Genomic DNA, 19,831 nt, shown 5'->3' on the forward strand with positions numbered 1-19,831 from the left:
GTGCTGGGTTCGGGCCGCACGATGATCCACAAGACAGGCCCTAGACGTGTTCGGATGCGTGCGCTCCGTCGGTGGAGGGGCTGGGGTCGCGCTGTTCGTCGTCGAGTTCGCGCAGGTGCTCCAGGGCCGGGATCGCGGCGGCCAGGGCGGCCGCTTCGTCGGGCGGCAGTCTGTCGATGAGGTGCGCGAACGCCTCGATGTTGGCTCGGCGCCGAGCGTGGAGGTACTCCGACCCGGCGGTGGTTATGGCGACCAGTACGACGCGCCTGTCAGCCGGGTCGTTGCGGCGCTCGACGAGGCCGGCCCGCTCCAGGGTGGTGACGAGCGAGGTCACGGACGGCTGGGTGACCCCTTGGGCCATGGCCAGGTCCGTGACGCGGCGGGGACCTGTGCGGTCCAGGGTGGACAGGGTCGACACCGAGGTCAGGCTCAGGTCCCGAGGTGCGTGGCGCACCAGCGAGGAGAGCAGCCCGACCACCGCGCCGGCCGAGCGGGTCGAGCCGTCGGCGCTCCCCGTGGTGCTCCCGGAGGTGGATCGACTCATAGCCAGAAGCATAGCCGCATCTATATGAATCTCCCCCTTACTACATTGACACTCTATATAGATGCTCAATACACTTGTGCTCGCGACAGCAGACCCGCTGACCCCGGGGCCTCGGCCGGACCACTACGGCAACGCCCGCCGGGCGGACGTAGACGGACACGCTGCGGTCCTCGAAGGAGACGCCTCATGAACCGCCCCCTGGACACCCGTGCACATCCCACGCAGGCGACGCCGGAAGCGCCGGGCGTGCAGAGCCCGTTCCGCCAGCCGAAGGCCGTCTGGGCGGTGGCGTTCGCCTGCGTGATCTCCTTCATGGGCATTGGTCTGGTCGATCCCATCCTGCCGTCGCTGGCCTCCAAACTGCAGGCCAGCCCGAGCCAGGTGGAGCTGCTGTTCACCAGCTACCTCGTGGTCACGGCGTTGGCGATGCTGGTGACCGGCTGGGTGTCCAGCCGTCTCGGCGCCAAACGCACGTTGATCGTCGGCCTTGCGCTGATCGTGGTGTTCTCCGCGATCGCCGGCACCAGCGGAAGCATCGGGGAGATCGTCGGCTTCCGAGCCGGCTGGGGCCTGGGCAACGCGCTGTTCATCGCGACCTCCCTGGCGGTGATCGTCGGCTCGGCCAGCGGCGGGTTCAGCGGCGCCATCGTGCTGTACGAGACCGCGCTCGGGGTGGGCATCGCGTGCGGCCCGCTGCTGGGCGGCCTGCTGGGCAACGTCAGTTGGCGCGGACCGTTCTTCGGCGTCGCCGTCCTGATGCTCATCGCCCTGGTGGCCACCGCGATCCTGGTCCCCGCGACCCCCCGACCGGCGCAGCGCTCCTCCCTCAGCGAACCGATCAAGGCGCTCCGGCATCGCCCCCTGGCCGTCACCAGCGTCACCGGTCTGCTCTACAACTGGGCGTTCTTCACGATCCTCGGCTACGCCCCGTTCCTCATGAACCTGTCCCCCCTGAAGCTCGGCGCTGTCTTCTGCGCCTGGGGCGTGCTGGTCGCGCTGTTCGCGGTCTTCGGTGCCCCGATGCTCAAGGCCCGCTTCGGCACTGCCCGCACGCTGTACGGGAGCATGGTGCTGATGGCCCTCGACTCGCTGGTGATCGGCATATTCCCCGATCACCCGGGGGTCGTCATCGGGGCGACGATCGCCTCCGGCATCGTCATCGGCACCAACAACACCCTCGTCACCACTGCTGTCATGAGCATCGCTCCGGTTCCGCGCCCCGTCGCATCGGCCACCTACGGATTCGTACGGTTCATCGGCGGCGGACTCGCCCCGTATGCGGCGGGCAAACTGGTCGAGCACTACAACACGCACGTCCCGTTCATCCTGGGGGCGGTGACGGTCGCGGCGGCCGCCGCGGTATTGAGCACGGTGCACCGCGCGTTGAGCGAGGCCGACCGGGAGGAAGCCCACGTGGGGACCTCGCACGAGCGGATGGACGCCGAGCAGGCGGTCCGGGACGTGCCCGGCGTGCCCGAGGAGGCCATCCTCGCCGAGGTGGCGCTGACCGAGGACCGTACCCTGAGCGGCGACGCCCCGGACGGCCGCGCCGCCCATGACAGCCGGCGACCGTGAGCCGGGAGAGGCGTGGACACCAAGGGCTTCGAACTCGGCGGTGACGGGCCGTCGGTGCTCGTCGTCGGCATCGACGGTTCGGACACCTCCTGGCGCGCGATGTACTACGCGTTCGGGTTGGCCCGCCGGCAGCACAGCACCGTCATCGCCGTTTTCGTGGTCACCACCGCGGTGGCATTCGACGGCATGCCGCTGGACACCTACCAGGACGGCATCGACCTGGCCGGCGAACTCGGGCGCACCATCCGGGCCCTGGCCGGCGAGTACCGCGTCACCACCCACTTCATGTGCCTCACGGGCGACCCGGTACTCACCCTCAGTGGAATCGCCGCCGAACACCGCGCGGACGCCATCATCGTCGGAGCCAGCCAGGCGTTCGGTCACCGACTCTTCGGATCCAAAGCACTACGCGCCGTACGACGCCGCCAATGCCCGGTGACCGTCGTCCCCTAGTGCACCTCTGCACGCAGCCGAGTCCAAGGGGAGACCTTCATGGGCGAGTTGGCCACCCGCTTCGAGCGTGACGCCCTGCCACTGCTCGGTGAGCTGTACCCGGCCGCGATGAGGATGACGCGCAACCCCGCAGACGCGGAGGACCTGTTGCAGGAGACCTTCCTGAGGGCGTTCGTCGGATTCGCGTCGTTCGCCGAAGGAACGAACCTCAAGGCCTGGCTGTACAGGGTCCTGGTCAACACCCACATCAACGCTTGTCGCAAGCGAATGCGTCAGCCGCAGCAGACATCCATCGAGGGGATGACCCACCGGCAGTTGGGGCGAGCGGAAAGCCGCATGACCGGTGGCCCACGGTCGGCCGAGGCGGAGGCTCTGGGCCGGCTCCTCGACCATGACGTGAAGGCCGCACTGCAGCAGCTCCCAGCGGCGTTGCGGACCGCCGTCTACCTGGCTGACGTCGAAGGACTCACGTACCGGGAGATCACGGAGATCGTGGAGGCGCCGATGGGCACCGTGACATCCCGGTTGCACCGAGGGCGTCGGCAGCTGCGGCAGCTCCTGGGAGGCTCTAGTCGATCAGCTTCTCGAAGAGGAACTCGTGCTTGAGGAAGGACGTGTCGTACTCGTGCCCCGGGTACGGCGGGATCAGCTGGGCGGCCTGGAAGAGCCGCCAGCCGTCCTCCAGTGCGTCCAGGCCTGTCCCGTACGGCGGTTCGTCGCTGTCCCCGGTGGTGGGGCGGGAGGCGCCGGTGCCGTCGTAGCGGGACCAGCCGACCACGTCCGAGTCGAGGGCGGAGGTGGCGAGGTAGAGGACCAGGACCTGCTGCTTCATACGTGGCTCCGGAGCTTCGGGCGGTTGGTCACGCGGGTCACCCAGTACTCGACGTCGAAGGAGTCGTCGCCGGTCAGCGCCCGCCAAAGGCGGACCCGGTTGTGGACCTCGAGGCGGCCCGTGGCGGGCTCGTACCAGGGGAAGACGGCGCTGAGCTCGGCGGCGACGGCCGGGTCGGCGAGGTCGGTGGTGTCCCAGAGCCGGACCTGCGGCACGGTGGGATTGAGGCGGATCTTGAACATGTAACGGGGGATGTCGCTGTCGTTGCGCCGCCCGCCGTGCCACAGGCCGTGGTGGAGGATGACCACGGTGCCGGCCGGGCAGGTCAGCCGGGTCTGTCCGCGCAGATTCTGGTAGCGCCCGGTGTCGCTCTCGTTGGTGCGGCGCAGATGGCTGCCCGGCACGCTCAGGGTGCCGCCCATCTCGGCGGTCACCTCCTGCGGGTAGTACATGAGCTGGACGTCGAAGGCGTCGGGGCGTACGTCGATGATCGCGTCGCCGTGCAGCGGCTGCGCGTTGCCCTCGTGCGGCTCGCGGATGTGCACGAAGTGGTGGTCGACGGTCGGCCCCGGCCCGACCAGGCTCTCCAGGGCTCCGGCGACCGGCGGCAGCCCGACGAGCCGGCGGGCGAACGACCCCTCCGGATAGGCCTCGTCGACGGGCGTGCCGTACGGCACGGCGGGGATACCGGCGGACAGGACGTCGATCGCGCTCTCATTCATCTCCGGCGGCACGACCGCGTCCATACGCAGGTATCCCTGCGCGACGAAGCGGGCCATCTGGACGGATGTCAGCGGCTGTTTGCTGGTAGGCATACGACGACCGTAAAGGCGGGATCGGGCCTTGTCGTGGGTCGCATTCATCCTCTACTGGTAATTTCTCACCATGGACCGAGTAGCGCTCCGGCTCGACGAGCCGCCGCGGGTGGCCAACATCGGCGTGGGAGTGCACGGCGTCACCGGGCTGGACGACGTCTTCCGCCTCCCCGACCTGTGGCAGCTCCACCTGTACGGCTACGCGGGCGAGCTGTCCGTCGGCGGCACCACCCACCCCATCCGGCCCGGCCACGTCAGCCTCATCCCGCCGGCCACCGAGGTCCGCTACCGGTACCGCGGCCGCTCCGAGCACCTGTACGCCCACCTGTGGCTGCCCGGCACCGGCGAGCCGCGCACCGTACCGGTGATGCAGGACGCCGGCGACGAGGCACCGCTGCTGTCCGGGCTGCTGCGGCACGCCCTCACCGCGGCGCCGGGCACCCCGGCCAGGGCCGCCGCCGAGGTGTGGACGGTCCTGTGGCACGTGGCCGGCCTGGCGGCCCTCGGCCGTCCCGGACAGCCGCACGCCGTGGTGGCCGCCGCGATGGCCCACATCGAGGCCAACCTCGCCGTGCCGGTCACCGTGCCCGCCATCGCCCGCGCGGCCGGGGTCTCCCACAACCACCTCACCCGGCTCTTCCGGGCCGAGACCGGCGACACCGTGGTCGCCTACATCCGCCGCCGGCGCCTGGAACGCGCCCGCCACCTGCTGCGGGCCTCCACCCTCCCCATCCCGGCCATCGCGGCGGCGGTGGGCATCCCCGACCTGCAGGCCTTCAACAAAGCCTGCCGCCGCGAGCTGGGCGCCGCGCCCCGCCTCATCCGGGCGGCAGGCGTGCACACGGCGGAGGACGCCGCCCCTCAGCCGGGTGCCCTCATCCGTCGCAGTGCAGCACCCCGGCGGCCAGCTTCGCGGTGAGGACGCGGCGAGCGCTGTCCCGTGTCCTGTTCCGCAGCGCCGGATCGTGGCGGACGGCATCGCGCACGGCGCCGACCATCGCGGGGATGTCCGCCGTGTTCGCGGTGAGCACCAGGTCTCCGCCCGCACCGATGAACCGCAGGGCCCGTTGGGCGGGCGGCACGGAGCGGACCGCGACCGCGTCGCCCAGGTCGTCCGACACGATGACGCCCTTGAAGCCCAGATCGTTCCGGAGCATGGCGTTGAGCACGGTGGGGGAGAAGACGGCCCGTCGGTCCGGGTCGATACGGGTGTAGGTCGCCGACGAGACCATGACGAAGCCGGCGCCGGCCGCGATGCCGGATCCGAAGGCGCGGACATCGCGGTCGTAGCGGGTGAGAGTGGTGTCGGTGACCTTCGCCGTGGTGTCGGTGTTGCCGCTCACGCGCCCGAGCCCCGGGAAGTGCTTGAGGGTCGTCAACACCCCGGCCTTGCCGAACCCCTTGACGTACGCGGCGTTCTGACGGGCCACCACATCCGCCGAATAACCGAACTGACGCCCGTACTGGCCGATCGGGCCGTTGCCGGTCCCGATCTCGGGGGGTACGACATCGGCGATGGGAGCGAGGTTCAGATTGACGCCCGCCGCGTGCAGCTCGGCCGCCCACTGCGCTGCGTGGGTCTGCAGCTCGGACGCCGTCCACCTGCCCTGCGTGAGAGCCTCCGGGATGGCCGAGAAGCCGGGGCCCTTCAGGGCCTGTACCTGACCGCCCTCCTGGTCCGCGGAGACCAGCAGGCCGACGACGCCGGCCCGGTCGGTCTGCCGCAGGCCCTGCAGCCGGTCGGTAAGGCCGCGGGTCCGCCACACGCCGACCTGGCTGCGGCCCAAAAGGATCACCGACCCGACCTGGTACCGGCGCAGCACGGCCATGTCGGCGTCGGTGGTCGTGGGAACGCGCGCCGCGCCCATGAAGAGCTGGCCCACCACCTGCGTGTCCGACATGGCCGACAGGACGCGGTCGACGCATGACGGGGTGGGTACGGCCCTGCTCGCGCTCGGCGATGCGGAAGCTGAAGGGGTGCTGGTGGTGCGTGTGCCGGTGCCGCGATCCGGGGCCGGTGATCCGCCGCACCCGCCGAGGGCGAGCGCGGTGCACAGCACGGCGGCGGAAAGGCGGAGGGTGCCGGGGAGACCGGACGGCAGGACGTTCATCATCAGGCCCCCGCAGTGCTCGCCGAGGCGCCGGCCGGGTGCTGTGGCGGACGGCAGAGGGTCTTCCTGGACTCGGGCAGCGTATATACGTCCCCGAGGATGCGGGAGATCGACGCGCCGTGGCCGGGGGCGGCCTCACGGTAGGGCGCGAAGCGCCTGCGTGACGTGGTGCTCATGATCTTCCCCAGGTGCTTGAAGTCCGTTCGTGCGGTCATCCGGTTTCGATGTACGCCTGTCCACGAAAGATCGCGGGAACCGGATCCTGTTACGGCTTCACGACAAACCCCGCCGGCCTGCGGTGCGGGCGGCGGGGCGGGGCGGGACGCACGGCTTCTCAGCCGGCGCGGCGGCGCTTCTCGGGGGGCAGGACGTCGACGTCGGCGGGAGGCCCCGGCAGCTGATGCGTTCCGTGGAGCCGGCGCAGCCCCAGCGCCATGTGCAGCAGCAGCCGGTCGCGGCCGTCGTGCAGGCTCATCCCGGAGATGTGCTCGGCGCGCTCCAGCCGGTAGTCGAGCGTGGTGCGGTGCACTCGCAGTTCGCGCGCGGCGCGCTGCAGGTCCCCGGCGCAGTCGAGATATGTCTCCAGGGTGGGGACCAGCACCGCGGCCGAGGGGTCCGCCAGCAGGGCGGCCAGGCCCTCCGGCAGCAGCGCGCTCTCCCAGGCCTGCGGGACGAGTTGGGCCAGCAGCGCGTCGGCGCTCAGCGCCGGCCAGGAGGCCGCGCCGCCTTCGCCGGCCGCCGACAGCGCGACCTCGGCCTGCCGCTGGGCTTGCGGCAGGCCGTCCAGGCCCCGGACCGGGCCACTGGTACCGACCCGCCAGCACCCGGCGAGCCCCGAGCGGTCGGTGAGCTCCGCCAGCAGCGCCGCGGCGGCCTCGGCGAGCCGGCCGTCCCCGAAGCCCTGCCGGCGGGCCAGGACGACCGTCGCGCGCCGGGACCCCACGGCGGCGAGCGCGGCCTCGCCGGGGGCGGTGCGGCACAGGCGGCCCATGGACTCCGCCAGCACCGCCCGGGTGTCGGCCGGTGTGCCGTCGCCCTTGCCGGGGCGGCAGCTCACCAGCAGGACGGCCACCTGCCCGACGCTGTCGAGCAGGCCCCGGTCGAGCGCCTCTTCCCACGCCTCGCGCCGTACCACCGGGTCATGGCTGAGCAGTTGCTCAACGAGCCGCCGGCGCAGCTCCGTCTCCTCGCCGGTGGCGACCAGCCCGCGCTGCAGTGCCCGCCCCATCACCTCGGCGGCGCGGGCGGCCTCGGCGACCTGCGCTTCCGTCAGGTCACCGTACCGGTCGGTGACCCACAGGAAGCCGAGCAGCAGGCCACGGCAGCGAACCGGGACACACAGCCGCCGCCACAGCTCCAGCGCCGCGTTCTCCGGGATGTGCCCCGGGCCGGTCCAGCGCCTGATCTCCTCGTAGCGGACGTCCTCCGGCCGCGTCCTGCGGTGCAGCAGCGACCACATGCGCGCGGGATCCGCGTTCCCGTAGTCCTTGCTCGCGGCGATCAGGCGGAGGTCCTGGTCGTCCACCACGACCGCCCGCCCCAGCCGGGTGGCCAGGGCATCCACCAGAGTCTGGATCTGCTCGACGCTCATGCCTCACTGTCGGAGGCCCGTGTTACACGGGCGGCGGAAAAGTGTTACGGGTGGCGTTCCGGTCCCTGAGGAGCGGTACGCGCTCAGCTGGGGAACATCCCCGCCGTCGCGTTGACCCACGTGCCGGTGATGGTCACGCCGGCGTCCGAGGCGAGGAAGGTCGCCAGTGCGGCGATGTCGGCGATGCGCGGCGAGCGCTTGGTCATCCGCATGCTGTCGAGTTGGCCGACGAGGCCCTGCACGGCAGCCTCGTCCATGCCCGGGGCGCCGGCGGCGGCCAGTTTCTCCGGCGTCAGGGTGTCGGCGACGCCGGCGGTCCAGATCCCGCACACGCGGACGCCGGCCGGGCCGACTTCCTGGGCGAACTGGCGGATCAGCGCGTCGATCGCGCCGTCGGCGGCGGCCGTGCCGCCCAACATCGGGCTGCCGTTGCCGGACGCGCTGTCCAGGGAAAGGATCACGCCCGAGCCCTGCGCGGTCATCCGGCGCGCTGCGGCCCGGGCGGTGATGAACTGGCAGGTGATGCCCTGGACGACCGGCCGGGTGTAGTCCTCGACCGACATCTCGGTGAGCGGTACGCCCTGGAAGTCTCCTCGTGGCACCAGGTTGAACGAGATGTCGATCCGGCCGGCCCGCTCGACGACCGAGGTGGCATGGGCCTCTACGGCCGCTTCGTCACGGGCGTCGAGCACGTCGTACTCGGTGCCGATCGCGTCGGCGGCCTCCTTGAGCGTGGCCTCCGTACGGCCGGTCAGGAACACGCGGGCCCCGGCCTCGGCGTACGCCTTCGCGATACCGGCGCCCAGCGAGCCCGCGCCGCCGTAGATGACCGCGACCTTGTCCTTCAGCATGACTGCCGTCCCCTCGAGTCGGGCGCCGGGTGCGCCCGCCACCTCATAAGACGAGCCTGCCGCGGAAACTCATCGGCCACCACCGGTCACGGCCCGTGGGAAGTTGACGAGGGTACAGGTCGAGTGTCGGGGACACGGCAGCGCAGTGCGGCCCAGAGGTCGAGCCGGTCGTAGGGGCGGGGAAACCGCCGACGCCATACGCCCACTCGGCGCGCCCTGGATTACGCGTCAGGCCGTGGCCAGTGAGATCTCCGTCGACTTGATGAGGGCGACCACCTCGTCGCCGGTGGCCAGGCCGAGGTCGGTCACGGCGTCCTTGGTGATCGCGGCGGTCAGCTCCCCGCCCGGCACGGTCACCCGCACCCCGGCCATGGCGCCGCCGGTGGTGATATTGGCGACGGTGCCGGGGAGCTGGTTGCGGATGCTGAGCCCCCGCACGGGGCCGGGGCCGTTGGCCAGGGCGACCTCGGTGGACTTCGCCAGGGCTCGTACGGCGGAGCCCTCGGCGATGCCCAGGTCCTTGACGGCGTCGAGGGTGACGGCGGCGGTGATCTCCTGGCCGCCGTCGAGGAGGACCCTGACGATCGCCATGACCTCGCCGGTCGCCACGGAGACGACGGTGCCGGGGAGCTGGTTGCGGATGCTCAAGCCCATGACGGAACACTTCCTACCAGGAATGAGGTATTTGTCCTGCTGTCTCCCCGCACTTTAGCCACACTCTGCGCATCCGTTCGGCGACGCATCGCAGACGCCACGACCGGGGTCATATCGCCTGGCAAACGCTGACGGGGTTCGGTCAGTCGGCGAGTTCGGCCATGGCGGCGCCCAGCAGCCGCGCTCGCTGTACGGCGTCGGGGATGTCCCCGACGGGGAAGAGGACATGGCGTACGGTCCGCTCGGCGTCGACGATCAGGATGAGCCGTTTGAGCCGCAGCTGGCCCGCGCCCCGGAACGTCGGGAGCCGCAGTGCCGCGGCCAGCCGCAGCTCCGTGTCCGAGAGCAGGGGGTACGGCACGGCCTCCGCCCGGGCGAACGCCGCCTGCTCGTGCGTCAGTTGGGTGCTGACTCCGTGCACGGCCACGCCGGCGTCACGGAAGGACGGCCAGGCGTCCCGGAACAGCCGGCTCTCCAGGGTGCAGCCGGCCGCCCCGTCGATCGCGTCCTCCCACTGGACCCCGGTGGCCGGGTAGGTGAACAGCACGGTCGCGGAGGTGTCGGGGGCGACGACGTCGCGTACGGTGCCGTCCGCGCCCGGCAGCCGTAGATCCGGCGGGACGCGGGTGCCGACCAGAGCGTGGACGCGGGCGTGTTCGGCGCCGTCGTCCGGTGCGGTGGCGGTGGGGGTGCCGTCGCCCAGGACCCATCGGTCCGCCCAGTCCTGCATGGCCACGAGCAGCGGCAGCAGTCCGAGCCCGGAGTCGGTGAGCAGGTACTCGTAGCGCATCGGGCGGCGCTGGTAGAGGCTGCGGCGCAGTACGCCCTGTGCGACGAGCCGTCCCAGGCGTTCGGTGAGCACCTTGCGGGACAGGCCGAGCTCGCCGGCCAGCTCGTCGAACCGGACGTGACCGCGGGCGACTTCGCGCAGGATCAGCACGTTCCACCAGTCGCCCACGACCACGGCGGCCTGGGCGATGCCGCAGGTCTCGTCGGCGTTGTGCATTCTCATCCGGCCATAGTAGGTTCCCTTTCGGAACTTAGTCAGTTCCTGGTGGGAACTGACTCTCCGGACGGACCAGAATTGGGGGCACCATGACCGCCATCACCCGGATCATCGGACGCGAGATCATCGACAGCCGGGGCAATCCCACCGTCGAGGTCGACGTCGAGCTGTCGGACGGCTCGACCGGCCGCGCCGCCGTGCCGTCCGGTGCCTCCACCGGCGCCCGCGAGGCCGTGGAACTGCGGGACGACGACCCGGCCCGCTTCCACGGGAAGGGCGTCCGCCGCGCCGTCGACGCCGTGAACGACGCCATCGCGGACACCGTCGTCGGCCTCGACGCCGAGGACCAGGCCTCCGTCGACGCGGCACTCGTCGACCTGGACGGCACCGCGGACAAGGCGCGCCTCGGCGCCAACGCGATCCTGGGCGTCTCGCTCGCCACCGCCAAGGCCGCCGCTGCCGCCCACCGGCTGCCGCTGTACCGGTACATCGGCGGCGTCGACGCACGCCGGCTGCCGGTCCCGATGATGAACATCATCAACGGCGGCGCGCACGCCGACAATCCACTGGACTTCCAGGAGTTCATGATCGCCCCGATCGGCGCGGCCACCTTCGCCGAGGCCGTACGGATGGGCTCCGAGGTCTTCCACACCCTCCGCCGGGACCTCATCGCCGCCGGGCACAACACCGCTGTCGGCGACGAGGGCGGCTTCGCCCCGAATCTGCGGACCGCCGACGAGGCCCTGGACTTCGTCGTACGCGCCGTCGAGCGGACCGGCTACAAGCCCGGCGAGGACATCACCCTCGTCATGGACCCCGCCACCTCCGAGTTCTTCCACGACGGTGTCTACGACTACACGGGCGAGGGCCGCCGCCGCAGCGTCCAGGAACACGTCGACTACCTCGCGGAACTCGTCGACCGCCACCCCGTCGCCTCCATCGAGGACCCGATGGCCGAGGACGACCTCGAGGGCTGGCGGCTGCTCATGACGCGACTCGGCGACCGCTGCCAGCTCACCGGCGACGACGTCTTCTGCACCAACGAGACCCTGCTGCGGGCCGGCATCCGCGACGGCGTCGCCAACTCGATCCTGGTGAAGGTCAATCAGATCGGCACCCTCACCGAGACCCTGGCCACCATCGGCACCGCCCACCGCGCCGGCTACACCGTCGTGATGTCCCACCGCTCCGGCGAGACGGAGGACACCACCATCGCCGACCTCGCCGTGGCCACCGGCTGCGGTCAGATCAAAACCGGCTCGCTTTCCCGCTCGGACCGCACCGCCAAGTACAACCAGCTCATCCGCATCGAAGAGGAACTCGGCACCCAGGCCCGGTACGCGGGCCGGGACGCCCTCGGCCTGCGCAGGTAGGACCGTGTCAGGACCGGGAGCCCGGGACCCGGGAGCCCCGGGCGGGTTCCGCGCGCCGGCGGCCGGTTCCGGGGCAGGATGGAAGGGCCGCGCACGCACCACGGCGCACCGACACCTCACGATCGACGGAGTACCGGTATGCAGTACGTGAAACTCGGATCCACCGGCCTGGACGTCTCCCGCATCTGCCTGGGTTGCATGAGTTACGGAGACCCGAGCCGCGGAAACCACGAATGGACCCTCGACCGGGACCGGGCCCGCCCCCTGATCCGCCGTGCCGTCGAGGCCGGGGTGAACTTCTTCGACACCGCCAACGTCTACTCCGACGGCAGCAGCGAGGAGATCGTCGGCGAGGCCCTGACGGACTTCACCCGCCGCGACGAGATCGTGCTCGCCACCAAGGTCCACGGCACCATGCGCCCCGGACCCAACGGCGGAGGCCTGTCCCGCAAGGCGATCCTCAGCGAGATCGACCACAGCCTGCGGCGGCTCGGCACCGACTACGTCGACCTCTACCAGATCCACCGCTGGGACCCGAGCACGCCCATCGAGGAGACCCTCGAAGCCCTGCACGACGTGGTCAAGGCCGGCAAGGCCCGCTACATCGGGGCGAGTTCGATGTACGCCTGGCAGTTCTCCAAGGCCCTCCACACCTCCGAACGGCACGGCTGGACGAAGTTCGCCACCATGCAGAACCACTACAACCTCCTCTACCGCGAGGAGGAGCGCGAGATGCTTCCGCTCTGCGCCGATCAGGGCATCGGCGTCCTGCCCTGGAGCCCGCTGGCCCGCGGCCGCCTCACCCGCGACTGGGGCACCGACACCGCCCGCAGCCGCACCGACGAGTTCGGCAGGACGCTCTACGAGGACGCCGACCGCGAGATCGCCGACGCGGTCGCCCGCATCGCCGCCGACCGCGGCGTCTCCCGGGCCCAGGTCGCACTGGCCTGGCTGCTGCACCAGCCGACCGTCACCGCGCCCATCGTGGGTGCCACCAAGGACGTTCACCTGGACGACGCCGTCGCCGCCGTCTCGCTCCAGCTCACCGAGAAGGAGATCGACCAGCTCCAGGAGCCCTACACCCCGCACCCGATCAGCGGTCACTGAACGGAGAGGGGCCGGCGCGGCGGCGGTCCCGTGGAGCCGCGGGGGGTGAGGGCGGGAGTCGGGACCGGATGGGACGCCGGTTCGTTGCCGTCGATCACCTCGAAGAGGGTGCGGGCCACCTCGGCGCCGAAGCCGTGGACGTCGTGGCTCATCGCGGACAGGGTGGGGTGGGTGAGCCGGCACAGCTGGGAGTCGTCCCAGGCCAGGATGGAGATGTCGTCCGGTACCGAGAGCCCCATCTCGGCGGCGACGGCGGCTCCGGCGACGGCCATGATGTCGTTGTCGTAGACGATGGCGGTCGGGCGCCGGTCGGACAGCAGCAGCGAGCGGGTGGCCCGGGCGCCCTCCTCCCCGGCGAAGCCGGTGGCGACCTGCCGCCCCTCCTCCAGGCCGAGTTCGCGCAGGGTCGCCTCGAAGGCGGCGGTACGGATCGCGCTGTGTCCCAGCGTCGCCGGTCCGCCGACCCGTACGATCCGCCGGTGGCCGAGCGCCGCCAGATAGCGCACCGCTTCGCCGACCGCCGTGGCGTCGTCCGTCCACACCGAGGTGAAACCGCCGGTCAGGGAGGGATGCCCGACGGCCACCGCCGGCACGCCGAGCTCCCTGAGCGCGGGGACGCGGGGGTCGTCCTGGTGGAAGTCCACCAGGATCGAACCGCTGATCTGCCGCCCCTTCCACCAGCTCGCCTGCAGCGCGACCTCCTCCCGGGGGTCGCGTACCAGCCGCAGCAGCAGTGAGCAGGACCGCTCGGTCAGCACGCTCTCGATGCCGGAGATGAACTCCATGTAGAACGGTTCGAGCCCGAGCAGCCGCGCCGGCCGGCAGATGGCGAGCCCGACCGTGTCCACCCGCTGGTTGGACAGGCTGCGGGCGGACAGGTTGGGCTCCCAGCCCAGGTCCCGGGCGGCGGCGAAGATACGGTCGCGGGTGGCCTCGGAGACGCCCGGCTTGTTGTTGAAGGCCATGGAGACCGCGCCCTTGGAAACCCCGGCCCGGGCGGCGACGTCCTTGATGGTGACGTGCGAACGGGAGGGCGGGGACGGCGGGTTCACGGGGCCTCCACGCAGTACAGCGCGGCCCGGGCGCCGTCCGCGGCCCCATCCTCGGGTCGCCAGCCGCGTACGCCGATGCGGACGCTCTCGCCGGGCAGCAGCGTGACCAGCCCCCGGTCGGCGGAGGCGTCCGGTCCGAGCCGGTCGGCCTGCAGCAGCAGATCCCGTACCAGCGTGTACGCCGTCACCACGACGCCGACGGTGTCCTTCCCGGCGTCCTTCCCGGGGTCCGGCGGCTCCACGGTGACCTCGAAGCGCGGCGGCGGGTAGGCGAACTCCCGGTCCGGCACCGCGAAGTGGAAGGACCGCAGGCCGTCGGCCTCGGCGACCAGGAACTCCTTCGGCGAACCGGCGGGCGGCACCAGCTCTTCGGGGACGCCGACGTGGGCCACCTCGCGCGGCCCGGCGATGAGTGCGACGGACGCCTCGCGGATCACCGTGCCGTCGCTCGCCGTCCGGCGCAGGGTGAGCGTGGTCCGCCAGGCGGTGGCGCTCTGGTTGACGGCGGCGGCGACCACGCCGGAGCCCTGGGGCCGGAGGGTGAGCAGCCGGTCCGCGTAGACCCGCTTCAGCTCGTGGTAGAGCGGCTTGAGGCGGCCGTCGCCGTCGATCGCGGACCAGGAGGTGACCGGCCAGCAGTCGTTGAGCTGCCAGACGACCGTGCCGGCGCACAGCGGCCAGTGCGAGCGCCAGTGCTCGATGCCGGTGGCGACGGCGCGGGCCTGGTTGACCTGCGTCAGATAGTGCCAGCGGTCGAAGTCGCCCTCGGGCACCGCGAAGTGGGGGGCGAGTCCGCGCTCCAGCTTGCCGTTGCCGTCCTCGGCCTTCTGGTGGTGGAGCATCGCGGGGGAGTCCGGCGCGAGCTGGTCCTCGCCGATGGCGCGGCGGAGGGTGGCGTACGCGGGCGGAGCCTGCCAGCCGAACTCCGCGACGAAGCGCGGCACACTGGCGCGGTAGTCCGCGTAGTCGGTGCGGTTCCACACGTCCCAGGAGTGGTGGGTGCCGTGCGCCGGGTCGTTGGGGTGGTGGTCCCAGGAGCCCGACCAGGGACTGCCGGCCGTGTAGGGCCGGGTAGGGTCGAGCTCGGCGACGATGCGGGGGAGCAGGCCGAGGTAGTAGCCCTCGCCCCAGGAGGCGCCGGCCAGCTCCGGCTCCCAGCCCCAGTCGCGGAAGCCCCAGAGGTTCTCGTTGTTGCCGTTCCACAGCACGAGGCTGGGATGCGGCATCAGGCGTACGACGTTCTGGCGGGCCTCGGCGTCGACCTCGCCGCGCAGTGGCTGCTCCTCGGGGTAGGCGGCGCAGGCGAACAGGAAGTCCTGCCAGACCATCAGGCCCAGCTCGTCGCAGGTGTCGTAGAAGGCGTCGGCCTCGTAGATACCGCCGCCCCAGACCCGTACGAGGTCGATGTTCGCCTCGGCCGCCTGGGCGAGGCGGGCACCGTAGCGCTCGGGCGTGACCCGGGAGACGAGGGGGTCGTCGGGGATCCAGTTGATGCCCCGGGCGAAGATCCGCTCCCCGTTGACGACGAGGGTGAAGCCGGTGCCGTGCGCGTCGGGGGCACGGTCCAGCTCGACGGTACGGAAGCCGATCCGGCGCTGCCAGGCGTCGAGGGCCTGCTCACCGTCGCCCGCGGCCCCGGCGTCGTACAGCGTCACCTCGACGTCGTACAGCGGCTGCTGCCCGTAGCCGCGCGGCCACCACAGTTCGGGGTCCGCGACCTCCAGCACGACGGTGGCCTCGGCGTCCTCGAACTCCACCTCCGCCCGCGCTCCGGCGACCTCGGCCCGTGCGACGAGCCGGCGGCCGGCGCCGCTGTCGGTGCGCTGCACGTCGAGCCGCAGCTCCACGCGGCCGGCGCCCTGATCGACCGTCACCAGCGGGCGGACCCGGTCCAGTCGGGCGGTGGACCAGTGCTCCAGCCGGACCGGCTTCCAGATGCCGGCGGTGACCAGGGTCGGCCCCCAGTCCCAGCCGAAGTTGCAGGCCATCTTGCGGATGTACTGGGCGGGTTCGGGATAGGCGTTGGGGCGTTCGCCGACCCGTTCGCGTACGGCTTCCGCCTCGGTGTAGGCGGAGGTGAAGTGCACCAGCAGCTCGCCGGCCAGGCCGGTGACGTCGAAGCGGTAACCGCGGTGCATGTTGCGGGTGCTGCCGAGCGGCTGCCCCGCCAGCGTGATCCCGGCGGCGGTGTCGAGGCCGTCGAAGACCAGGTCGGTGCGCTCGTGTTCGCCCGCGTACGGGGTGAGGGCGGTGCCGTACATCCAGTCGCGGCGGCCGATCCAGGCCACGTCGGTCTCGTTCGTGCCGAGGAAGGGGTCGGGGATGAGCCCGGCGGCCAGCAGGTCGGTATGGACGCAGCCCGGGACCCGGGCGGGCAGCGGAGTCCCGTCGTGACGCAGGCTCCAGCCCTCGGCGAGCGGGGTGACGTCCTTCATGTGCGGCTCCCATCGCGCATCAAGCCCAGACCAACGGCGACGTTCAACCTAGCGGCGACGGCGTGCCGCTGTCCATAAACCGGTTAAGGCAGGCGAGTTGAACGCGTCGAGCATTGCTCACATGCTGTGAACAGGAACGATCCAGAGCTGGGGTCGAGTGCGGGTAACGATTGCGCATCGTAGCTGAAATCAGAGCTTTACCGGTTCACCAGCTCCTGACATAGTGCCGACCGACCCACCCGAAGCTTGAGCCGCTTGAAGGGAGTTGGGCACATGAGGATGCAGGCGCTGGCTGGAGCGCTGCTCACCGCCGGGATGCTGACCGTCGCGGGGTGCAGCGGCGGAAGTACGCCGTCGAACGAGACCGCGACCGCTCCCGGAAAGCCGGGAGACGTCTCCGGTGAGATCAAGGTCCTGACGCACCGGACCGACCTCGTGCAGAACGGGACGATGAACCAGTACGCCGCCGAGTTCAACAAGATCTACCCCAAGGTGAAGGTCAAGTTCGAGGCCATCACCGACTACGAGGGCGAAGTCAAGATCCGTATGAACACGGCGAACTACGGCGATGTGCTGATGATCCCCGCCGCGATCGCCAAGAACGACTACCCGAAGTTCTTCGCCCCCCTCGGCAGCGCAAAGGAACTCGGCGCCACCTACCGGTTCGCCGACAAGACCACGGTCGCCGGGAAGGTCTACGGCATCGCCACCTTCGGGACCGCCAACGGCTTCGTCTACAACAAGGCGGTGTGGAAGCAGGCCGGCATCACCGACTGGCCCACCACACCCGCCCAGTTCCTCGACGACCTCAAGGCGATCAAGTCCAAAACCGGCGCCACGCCCTACTACACCAACTTCAAGGACGGCTGGCCGCTCACCGCCTGGACCAGCGTCATCGGCTCCGTATCGTGCGACACCAAGGCCAACGACAAACTCGTCACCTCACCCAACCCCTGGGCCAAGGGCAGCGATCTGAACGTGGCCGACACCCTGCTCTACGACATCGTCCACGGCGGCCTCGCGGAGAAGGACCCGACCACCACGAACTGGGAGAACTCCAAGGGCCTGATCGCCAAGGGCGACATCGCCACGATGCAGCTCGGCTCCTGGGCGATCACGCAGATGCAGGACGCCGCGAAGAAGGCGGGCAAGGACCCGGCCGACATCGGCTTCATGCCCTTCCCCGCCCAGGTCGGCGGCAGCTACTGCTCCGTGCTGGCGTCCGACTACCAGCAGGCCGTGAACATCCACTCCAAGAACAAGACGGCGGCCCGCGCCTGGATCGACTGGTTCACCGACAAGTCCGGCGAGGCGCTGAAGGAGGGCGCGGTGTCCCCGCTGAAGGACAGCCCGCTGCCCACCACCCTCAAGCCGTACACGGACGCCGGCGTCAAGCTCATCGAGCTGTCACAGGCCAAGAACGCCCAGGTCAACATCATCGACAACGCCGCCGAGATCGGCCTGCAGAAGCCGGACTACCGGCAGAAGCTCGTCGACCTCGCCCGCGGCGCCCAAAAGGGCACCCTCCAGGGCTACTTCACGGATCTCGGCAAGCGCTGGGACGAGGCGGCGAAGACCGCCGGATGAGCGAGACGACGAGCAAGGCGCACACGCCGCGCGGGTCGGCCGCCGTCGGAAGGACGCCCTCGCGCTCCCGGGTCACCTCCGCGTCCGCCCGCCCCCGCCGGACGGCGCAGCGGCTGCGGAGGCTCACCCCCTGGCTGTTCCTCGCGGCCCCGCTGGCGCTGCTGATCACGTTCACGTACGTCCCGGTCGGGAACATGGTCTTCTACAGCTTCACCGACTGGGACGGCGTGAGCCCGGACCGGAACTTCACCGGCCTCGACAACTACGTTCAGCTGTTCACCCGTCCCGAGCTCTTCCGGGTGTTCTTCGTCAGCTTCTACTACCTGGCGGCCTCGGTCGTGCAGATTGTCGTGGCCCTCTACTTCGCGACCCTGCTCAGCTTCGACGTACGGTTCAGGAACCTCTTCAAGGGGATCCTCTTCTTCCCGTACCTGATCAACGGAGTCGCCATCGGCTTCGTCTTCCTCTACTTCTTCCAGGACGGCGGCACGCTGGATTCCGTCCTCTCCTGGTTCGGCGCCGACAGCGGCCACGCCTGGCTCGGCACACCGGGGTCGGCGAACACCTCGCTGGCGGGGGTGTCGGTATGGCGCTACATGGGCCTGAACTTCGTGCTCTTCCTCGGCGCGATCCAGTCCATCCCCGCCGAGCTGTACGAGGCCGCGCAGATCGACGGTGCCACGCGTTGGCAGCAGTTCCGGCACATCATCGCGCCGGGGATCAAGCCGGTCATCAGCCTGAGCATCATTCTGGCGATCTCCGGATCGCTGTCGGTCTTCGAGATCCCCTACATCATGACCGGCGGCGCGACGGGAACGGGGACCTTCGTCATCCAGACGGTGAAGCTCGCCTTCCAGTTCAACAAGACCGGCCTGGCCTCGGCGGCGGCCGTCGTCCTACTGCTGATCATCCTGCTCGTCACCTGGATCCAGCGCCGCCTCGTCCCCGATGAGAGGGTGGACATCGTATGAGCACCGTCACGGCTGTTCACGGCCGCCGCACGGTCAGCGCCGTCCTGACCTATCTGTCGCTCGTCGTCGCCTCCCTGGTGGTGCTTCTGCCGCTCGCCGTCGTCTTCCTGACCTCCCTGAAGACCTCGCGCGAGGTGTCGGACGGCGGTGGCGCTCTCTCCCTTCCGCACGACTGGCTCAACCTCGACAACTACGTCACGGCCTTCCGGGACGGCCGGATGCTCACCGCGTTCGGCAACACGGCCTTCATCCTGCTCTTCTCGATCACCGGCACCGTCCTGATCGGCTCCATGACCGCGTACGCCATCGACCGCTTCGCCTTCCGGGGCAGGAGGCTGGTGCTCGCGCTCTTCCTGGTGGCCACGCTGGTGCCGGGGGTGACCACACAGGTGGCGACCTTCCAGGTGATCAACAGCTTCGGGCTGTTCGACACCCGCTGGGCGCCGATCCTGCTCTACATGGGGACGGACATCGTCTCGATCTACATCTTCCTGCAGTTCATCCGGGGCATTCCGGTCTCGCTGGACGAGGCGGCCCGGCTGGACGGGGCCAACGCCTTCACCATCTATCGCAGAATCATCTTCCCGCTGCTCAAGCCCGCCGTCGCGACCGTCGTCATCATCAAGGGCATCACCGTCTACAACGACTTCTACATCCCCTTCCTCTACATGCCCTCCGAGGAGAACGGGGTCATCTCGACCGCCCTCTTCCGCTTCAAGGGCCCCTTCGGCGCGCACTGGGAGGACATCTCGGCGGGGGCGATCCTGGTCATCGTCCCCACCCTGATCGTCTTTCTGTTCCTCCAGCGGTTCATCTACAACGGCTTCGCCCAGGGCGCGACCAAGTGAGCGTGCACAGCGGATCCCTCGCGGGC

General features: G+C 70.4%; 20 protein-coding genes. 9 read left to right on the top strand and 11 right to left on the bottom strand.

Annotation, left to right across the window (positions count from 1 at the left end; genetic code table 11):
* Window positions 1-40: 40 nt before the first annotated feature.
* Complete coding sequence (locus tag ACFXJ5_RS19215) at window positions 41-544, bottom strand: MarR family winged helix-turn-helix transcriptional regulator (RefSeq protein ID WP_384631914.1); 504 nt, start codon at window positions 542-544, stop codon at window positions 41-43.
* Between the two features lie 186 nt (window positions 545-730).
* Between ACFXJ5_RS19215 and ACFXJ5_RS19220 the strand changes: the two genes are divergently transcribed.
* From ACFXJ5_RS19220 to ACFXJ5_RS19230, 3 genes are read left to right on the top strand one after another with little or no spacing between them, the layout of a single operon-like run.
* Window positions 731-2,119 carry an MFS transporter gene (locus ACFXJ5_RS19220; RefSeq protein ID WP_384631917.1) on the top strand — a complete coding sequence of 463 codons (1,389 nt, stop codon included), beginning with the start codon at window positions 731-733 and terminating at the stop codon, window positions 2,117-2,119.
* Between the two features lie 12 nt (window positions 2,120-2,131).
* Window positions 2,132-2,572 (top strand): universal stress protein, encoded by a 441-nt coding sequence (locus ACFXJ5_RS19225; RefSeq protein WP_384631919.1) that lies wholly within the window; start codon window positions 2,132-2,134, stop codon window positions 2,570-2,572.
* 39 nt (window positions 2,573-2,611) lie between these two features.
* Window positions 2,612-3,178: a sigma-70 family RNA polymerase sigma factor gene (locus ACFXJ5_RS19230; RefSeq protein WP_384631922.1), complete on the top strand. Its 567-nt coding sequence runs from the start codon at window positions 2,612-2,614 to the stop codon at window positions 3,176-3,178.
* On the opposite strand, the gene ACFXJ5_RS19235 is transcribed toward ACFXJ5_RS19230, so the two are convergent.
* Both ACFXJ5_RS19235 and ACFXJ5_RS19240 read right to left on the bottom strand, forming a co-directional pair.
* Window positions 3,141-3,404, bottom strand: coding sequence for a hypothetical protein (locus tag ACFXJ5_RS19235; RefSeq protein ID WP_384631925.1), 264 nt, complete (start codon window positions 3,402-3,404; stop codon window positions 3,141-3,143). The genes ACFXJ5_RS19230 and ACFXJ5_RS19235 overlap by 38 nt on opposite strands.
* On the bottom strand, window positions 3,401-4,219 hold the full coding sequence (locus tag ACFXJ5_RS19240; protein WP_384631928.1) for a phytanoyl-CoA dioxygenase family protein: 819 nt from the start codon (window positions 4,217-4,219) through the stop codon (window positions 3,401-3,403). Before ACFXJ5_RS19240 ends, ACFXJ5_RS19235 begins: the two co-directional genes overlap by 4 nt.
* Before the next feature lie 70 nt (window positions 4,220-4,289).
* Between ACFXJ5_RS19240 and ACFXJ5_RS19245 the strand changes: the two genes are divergently transcribed.
* A complete protein-coding gene (locus ACFXJ5_RS19245) occupies window positions 4,290-5,138 on the top strand; it encodes a helix-turn-helix domain-containing protein (RefSeq protein ID WP_384631931.1) in 849 nt (282 codons plus the stop codon).
* Here ACFXJ5_RS19245 and ACFXJ5_RS19250 read toward each other — a convergent pair.
* From ACFXJ5_RS19250 to ACFXJ5_RS19275, 6 genes are all read right to left on the bottom strand, one after another.
* Window positions 5,095-6,333 carry a glycoside hydrolase family 3 N-terminal domain-containing protein gene (locus ACFXJ5_RS19250; protein WP_384631934.1) on the bottom strand — a complete coding sequence of 413 codons (1,239 nt, stop codon included), beginning with the start codon at window positions 6,331-6,333 and terminating at the stop codon, window positions 5,095-5,097. The genes ACFXJ5_RS19245 and ACFXJ5_RS19250 overlap by 44 nt on opposite strands.
* Window positions 6,333-6,545: a hypothetical protein gene (locus ACFXJ5_RS19255; RefSeq protein WP_384631937.1), complete on the bottom strand. Its 213-nt coding sequence runs from the start codon at window positions 6,543-6,545 to the stop codon at window positions 6,333-6,335. The genes ACFXJ5_RS19250 and ACFXJ5_RS19255 overlap by 1 nt, the downstream gene beginning before the upstream one ends.
* Before the next feature lie 119 nt (window positions 6,546-6,664).
* A complete protein-coding gene (locus ACFXJ5_RS19260) occupies window positions 6,665-7,921 on the bottom strand; it encodes a PucR family transcriptional regulator (RefSeq protein ID WP_384631940.1) in 1,257 nt (418 codons plus the stop codon).
* 83 nt (window positions 7,922-8,004) lie between these two features.
* The gene (locus tag ACFXJ5_RS19265; protein ID WP_384631943.1) at window positions 8,005-8,772 is read right to left on the bottom strand and encodes an SDR family NAD(P)-dependent oxidoreductase; all 768 of its coding nucleotides are present in this window, start codon (window positions 8,770-8,772) and stop codon (window positions 8,005-8,007) included.
* 228 nt (window positions 8,773-9,000) lie between these two features.
* Window positions 9,001-9,426, bottom strand: a complete 426-nt coding sequence (locus ACFXJ5_RS19270) for a molybdopterin-binding protein (RefSeq protein WP_384631946.1) — start codon at window positions 9,424-9,426, stop codon at window positions 9,001-9,003.
* Between the two features lie 142 nt (window positions 9,427-9,568).
* The gene (locus ACFXJ5_RS19275) at window positions 9,569-10,438 is read right to left on the bottom strand and encodes a winged helix-turn-helix transcriptional regulator (protein ID WP_384631949.1); all 870 of its coding nucleotides are present in this window, start codon (window positions 10,436-10,438) and stop codon (window positions 9,569-9,571) included.
* An 83-nt stretch (window positions 10,439-10,521) separates the two neighbouring features.
* Between ACFXJ5_RS19275 and eno the strand changes: the two genes are divergently transcribed.
* Together eno and ACFXJ5_RS19285 are read left to right on the top strand one after the other, a co-directional pair.
* The gene (eno, locus tag ACFXJ5_RS19280; protein ID WP_384631951.1) at window positions 10,522-11,805 is read left to right on the top strand and encodes a phosphopyruvate hydratase; all 1,284 of its coding nucleotides are present in this window, start codon (window positions 10,522-10,524) and stop codon (window positions 11,803-11,805) included.
* A gap of 138 nt (window positions 11,806-11,943) precedes the next feature.
* Window positions 11,944-12,912, top strand: a complete 969-nt coding sequence (locus ACFXJ5_RS19285) for an aldo/keto reductase (RefSeq protein ID WP_384631953.1) — start codon at window positions 11,944-11,946, stop codon at window positions 12,910-12,912.
* Here the strand turns inward: ACFXJ5_RS19285 and ACFXJ5_RS19290 are convergent.
* Entirely contained in the window at window positions 12,906-13,964 is a 1,059-nt protein-coding gene (locus tag ACFXJ5_RS19290) for a LacI family DNA-binding transcriptional regulator (protein ID WP_384631955.1), read from the bottom strand. The two genes, ACFXJ5_RS19285 and ACFXJ5_RS19290, sit on opposite strands and share 7 nt — an antisense overlap.
* Window positions 13,961-16,399 (bottom strand): glycoside hydrolase family 2 protein, encoded by a 2,439-nt coding sequence (locus ACFXJ5_RS19295; protein WP_384631957.1) that lies wholly within the window; start codon window positions 16,397-16,399, stop codon window positions 13,961-13,963. Before ACFXJ5_RS19295 ends, ACFXJ5_RS19290 begins: the two co-directional genes overlap by 4 nt.
* Before the next feature lie 273 nt (window positions 16,400-16,672).
* Between ACFXJ5_RS19295 and ACFXJ5_RS19300 the strand changes: the two genes are divergently transcribed.
* Genes ACFXJ5_RS19300 through ACFXJ5_RS19310 form a run of 3 tightly spaced genes read left to right on the top strand, consistent with a single transcriptional unit; the run spans window position 16,673 to window position 19,805 of the window.
* On the top strand, window positions 16,673-17,986 hold the full coding sequence (locus ACFXJ5_RS19300) for an ABC transporter substrate-binding protein (protein WP_384631959.1): 1,314 nt from the start codon (window positions 16,673-16,675) through the stop codon (window positions 17,984-17,986).
* Window positions 17,983-18,957 carry a carbohydrate ABC transporter permease gene (locus tag ACFXJ5_RS19305; RefSeq protein WP_384631961.1) on the top strand — a complete coding sequence of 325 codons (975 nt, stop codon included), beginning with the start codon at window positions 17,983-17,985 and terminating at the stop codon, window positions 18,955-18,957. The genes ACFXJ5_RS19300 and ACFXJ5_RS19305 overlap by 4 nt, the downstream gene beginning before the upstream one ends.
* A complete protein-coding gene (locus ACFXJ5_RS19310) occupies window positions 18,954-19,805 on the top strand; it encodes a carbohydrate ABC transporter permease (protein ID WP_384631964.1) in 852 nt (283 codons plus the stop codon). Before ACFXJ5_RS19305 ends, ACFXJ5_RS19310 begins: the two co-directional genes overlap by 4 nt.
* Window positions 19,806-19,831 lie beyond the last annotated feature (26 nt).

The organism is Streptomyces sp. NPDC059373 (assembly GCF_042751495.1).
Classification (GTDB): domain Bacteria; phylum Actinomycetota; class Actinomycetes; order Streptomycetales; family Streptomycetaceae; genus Actinacidiphila.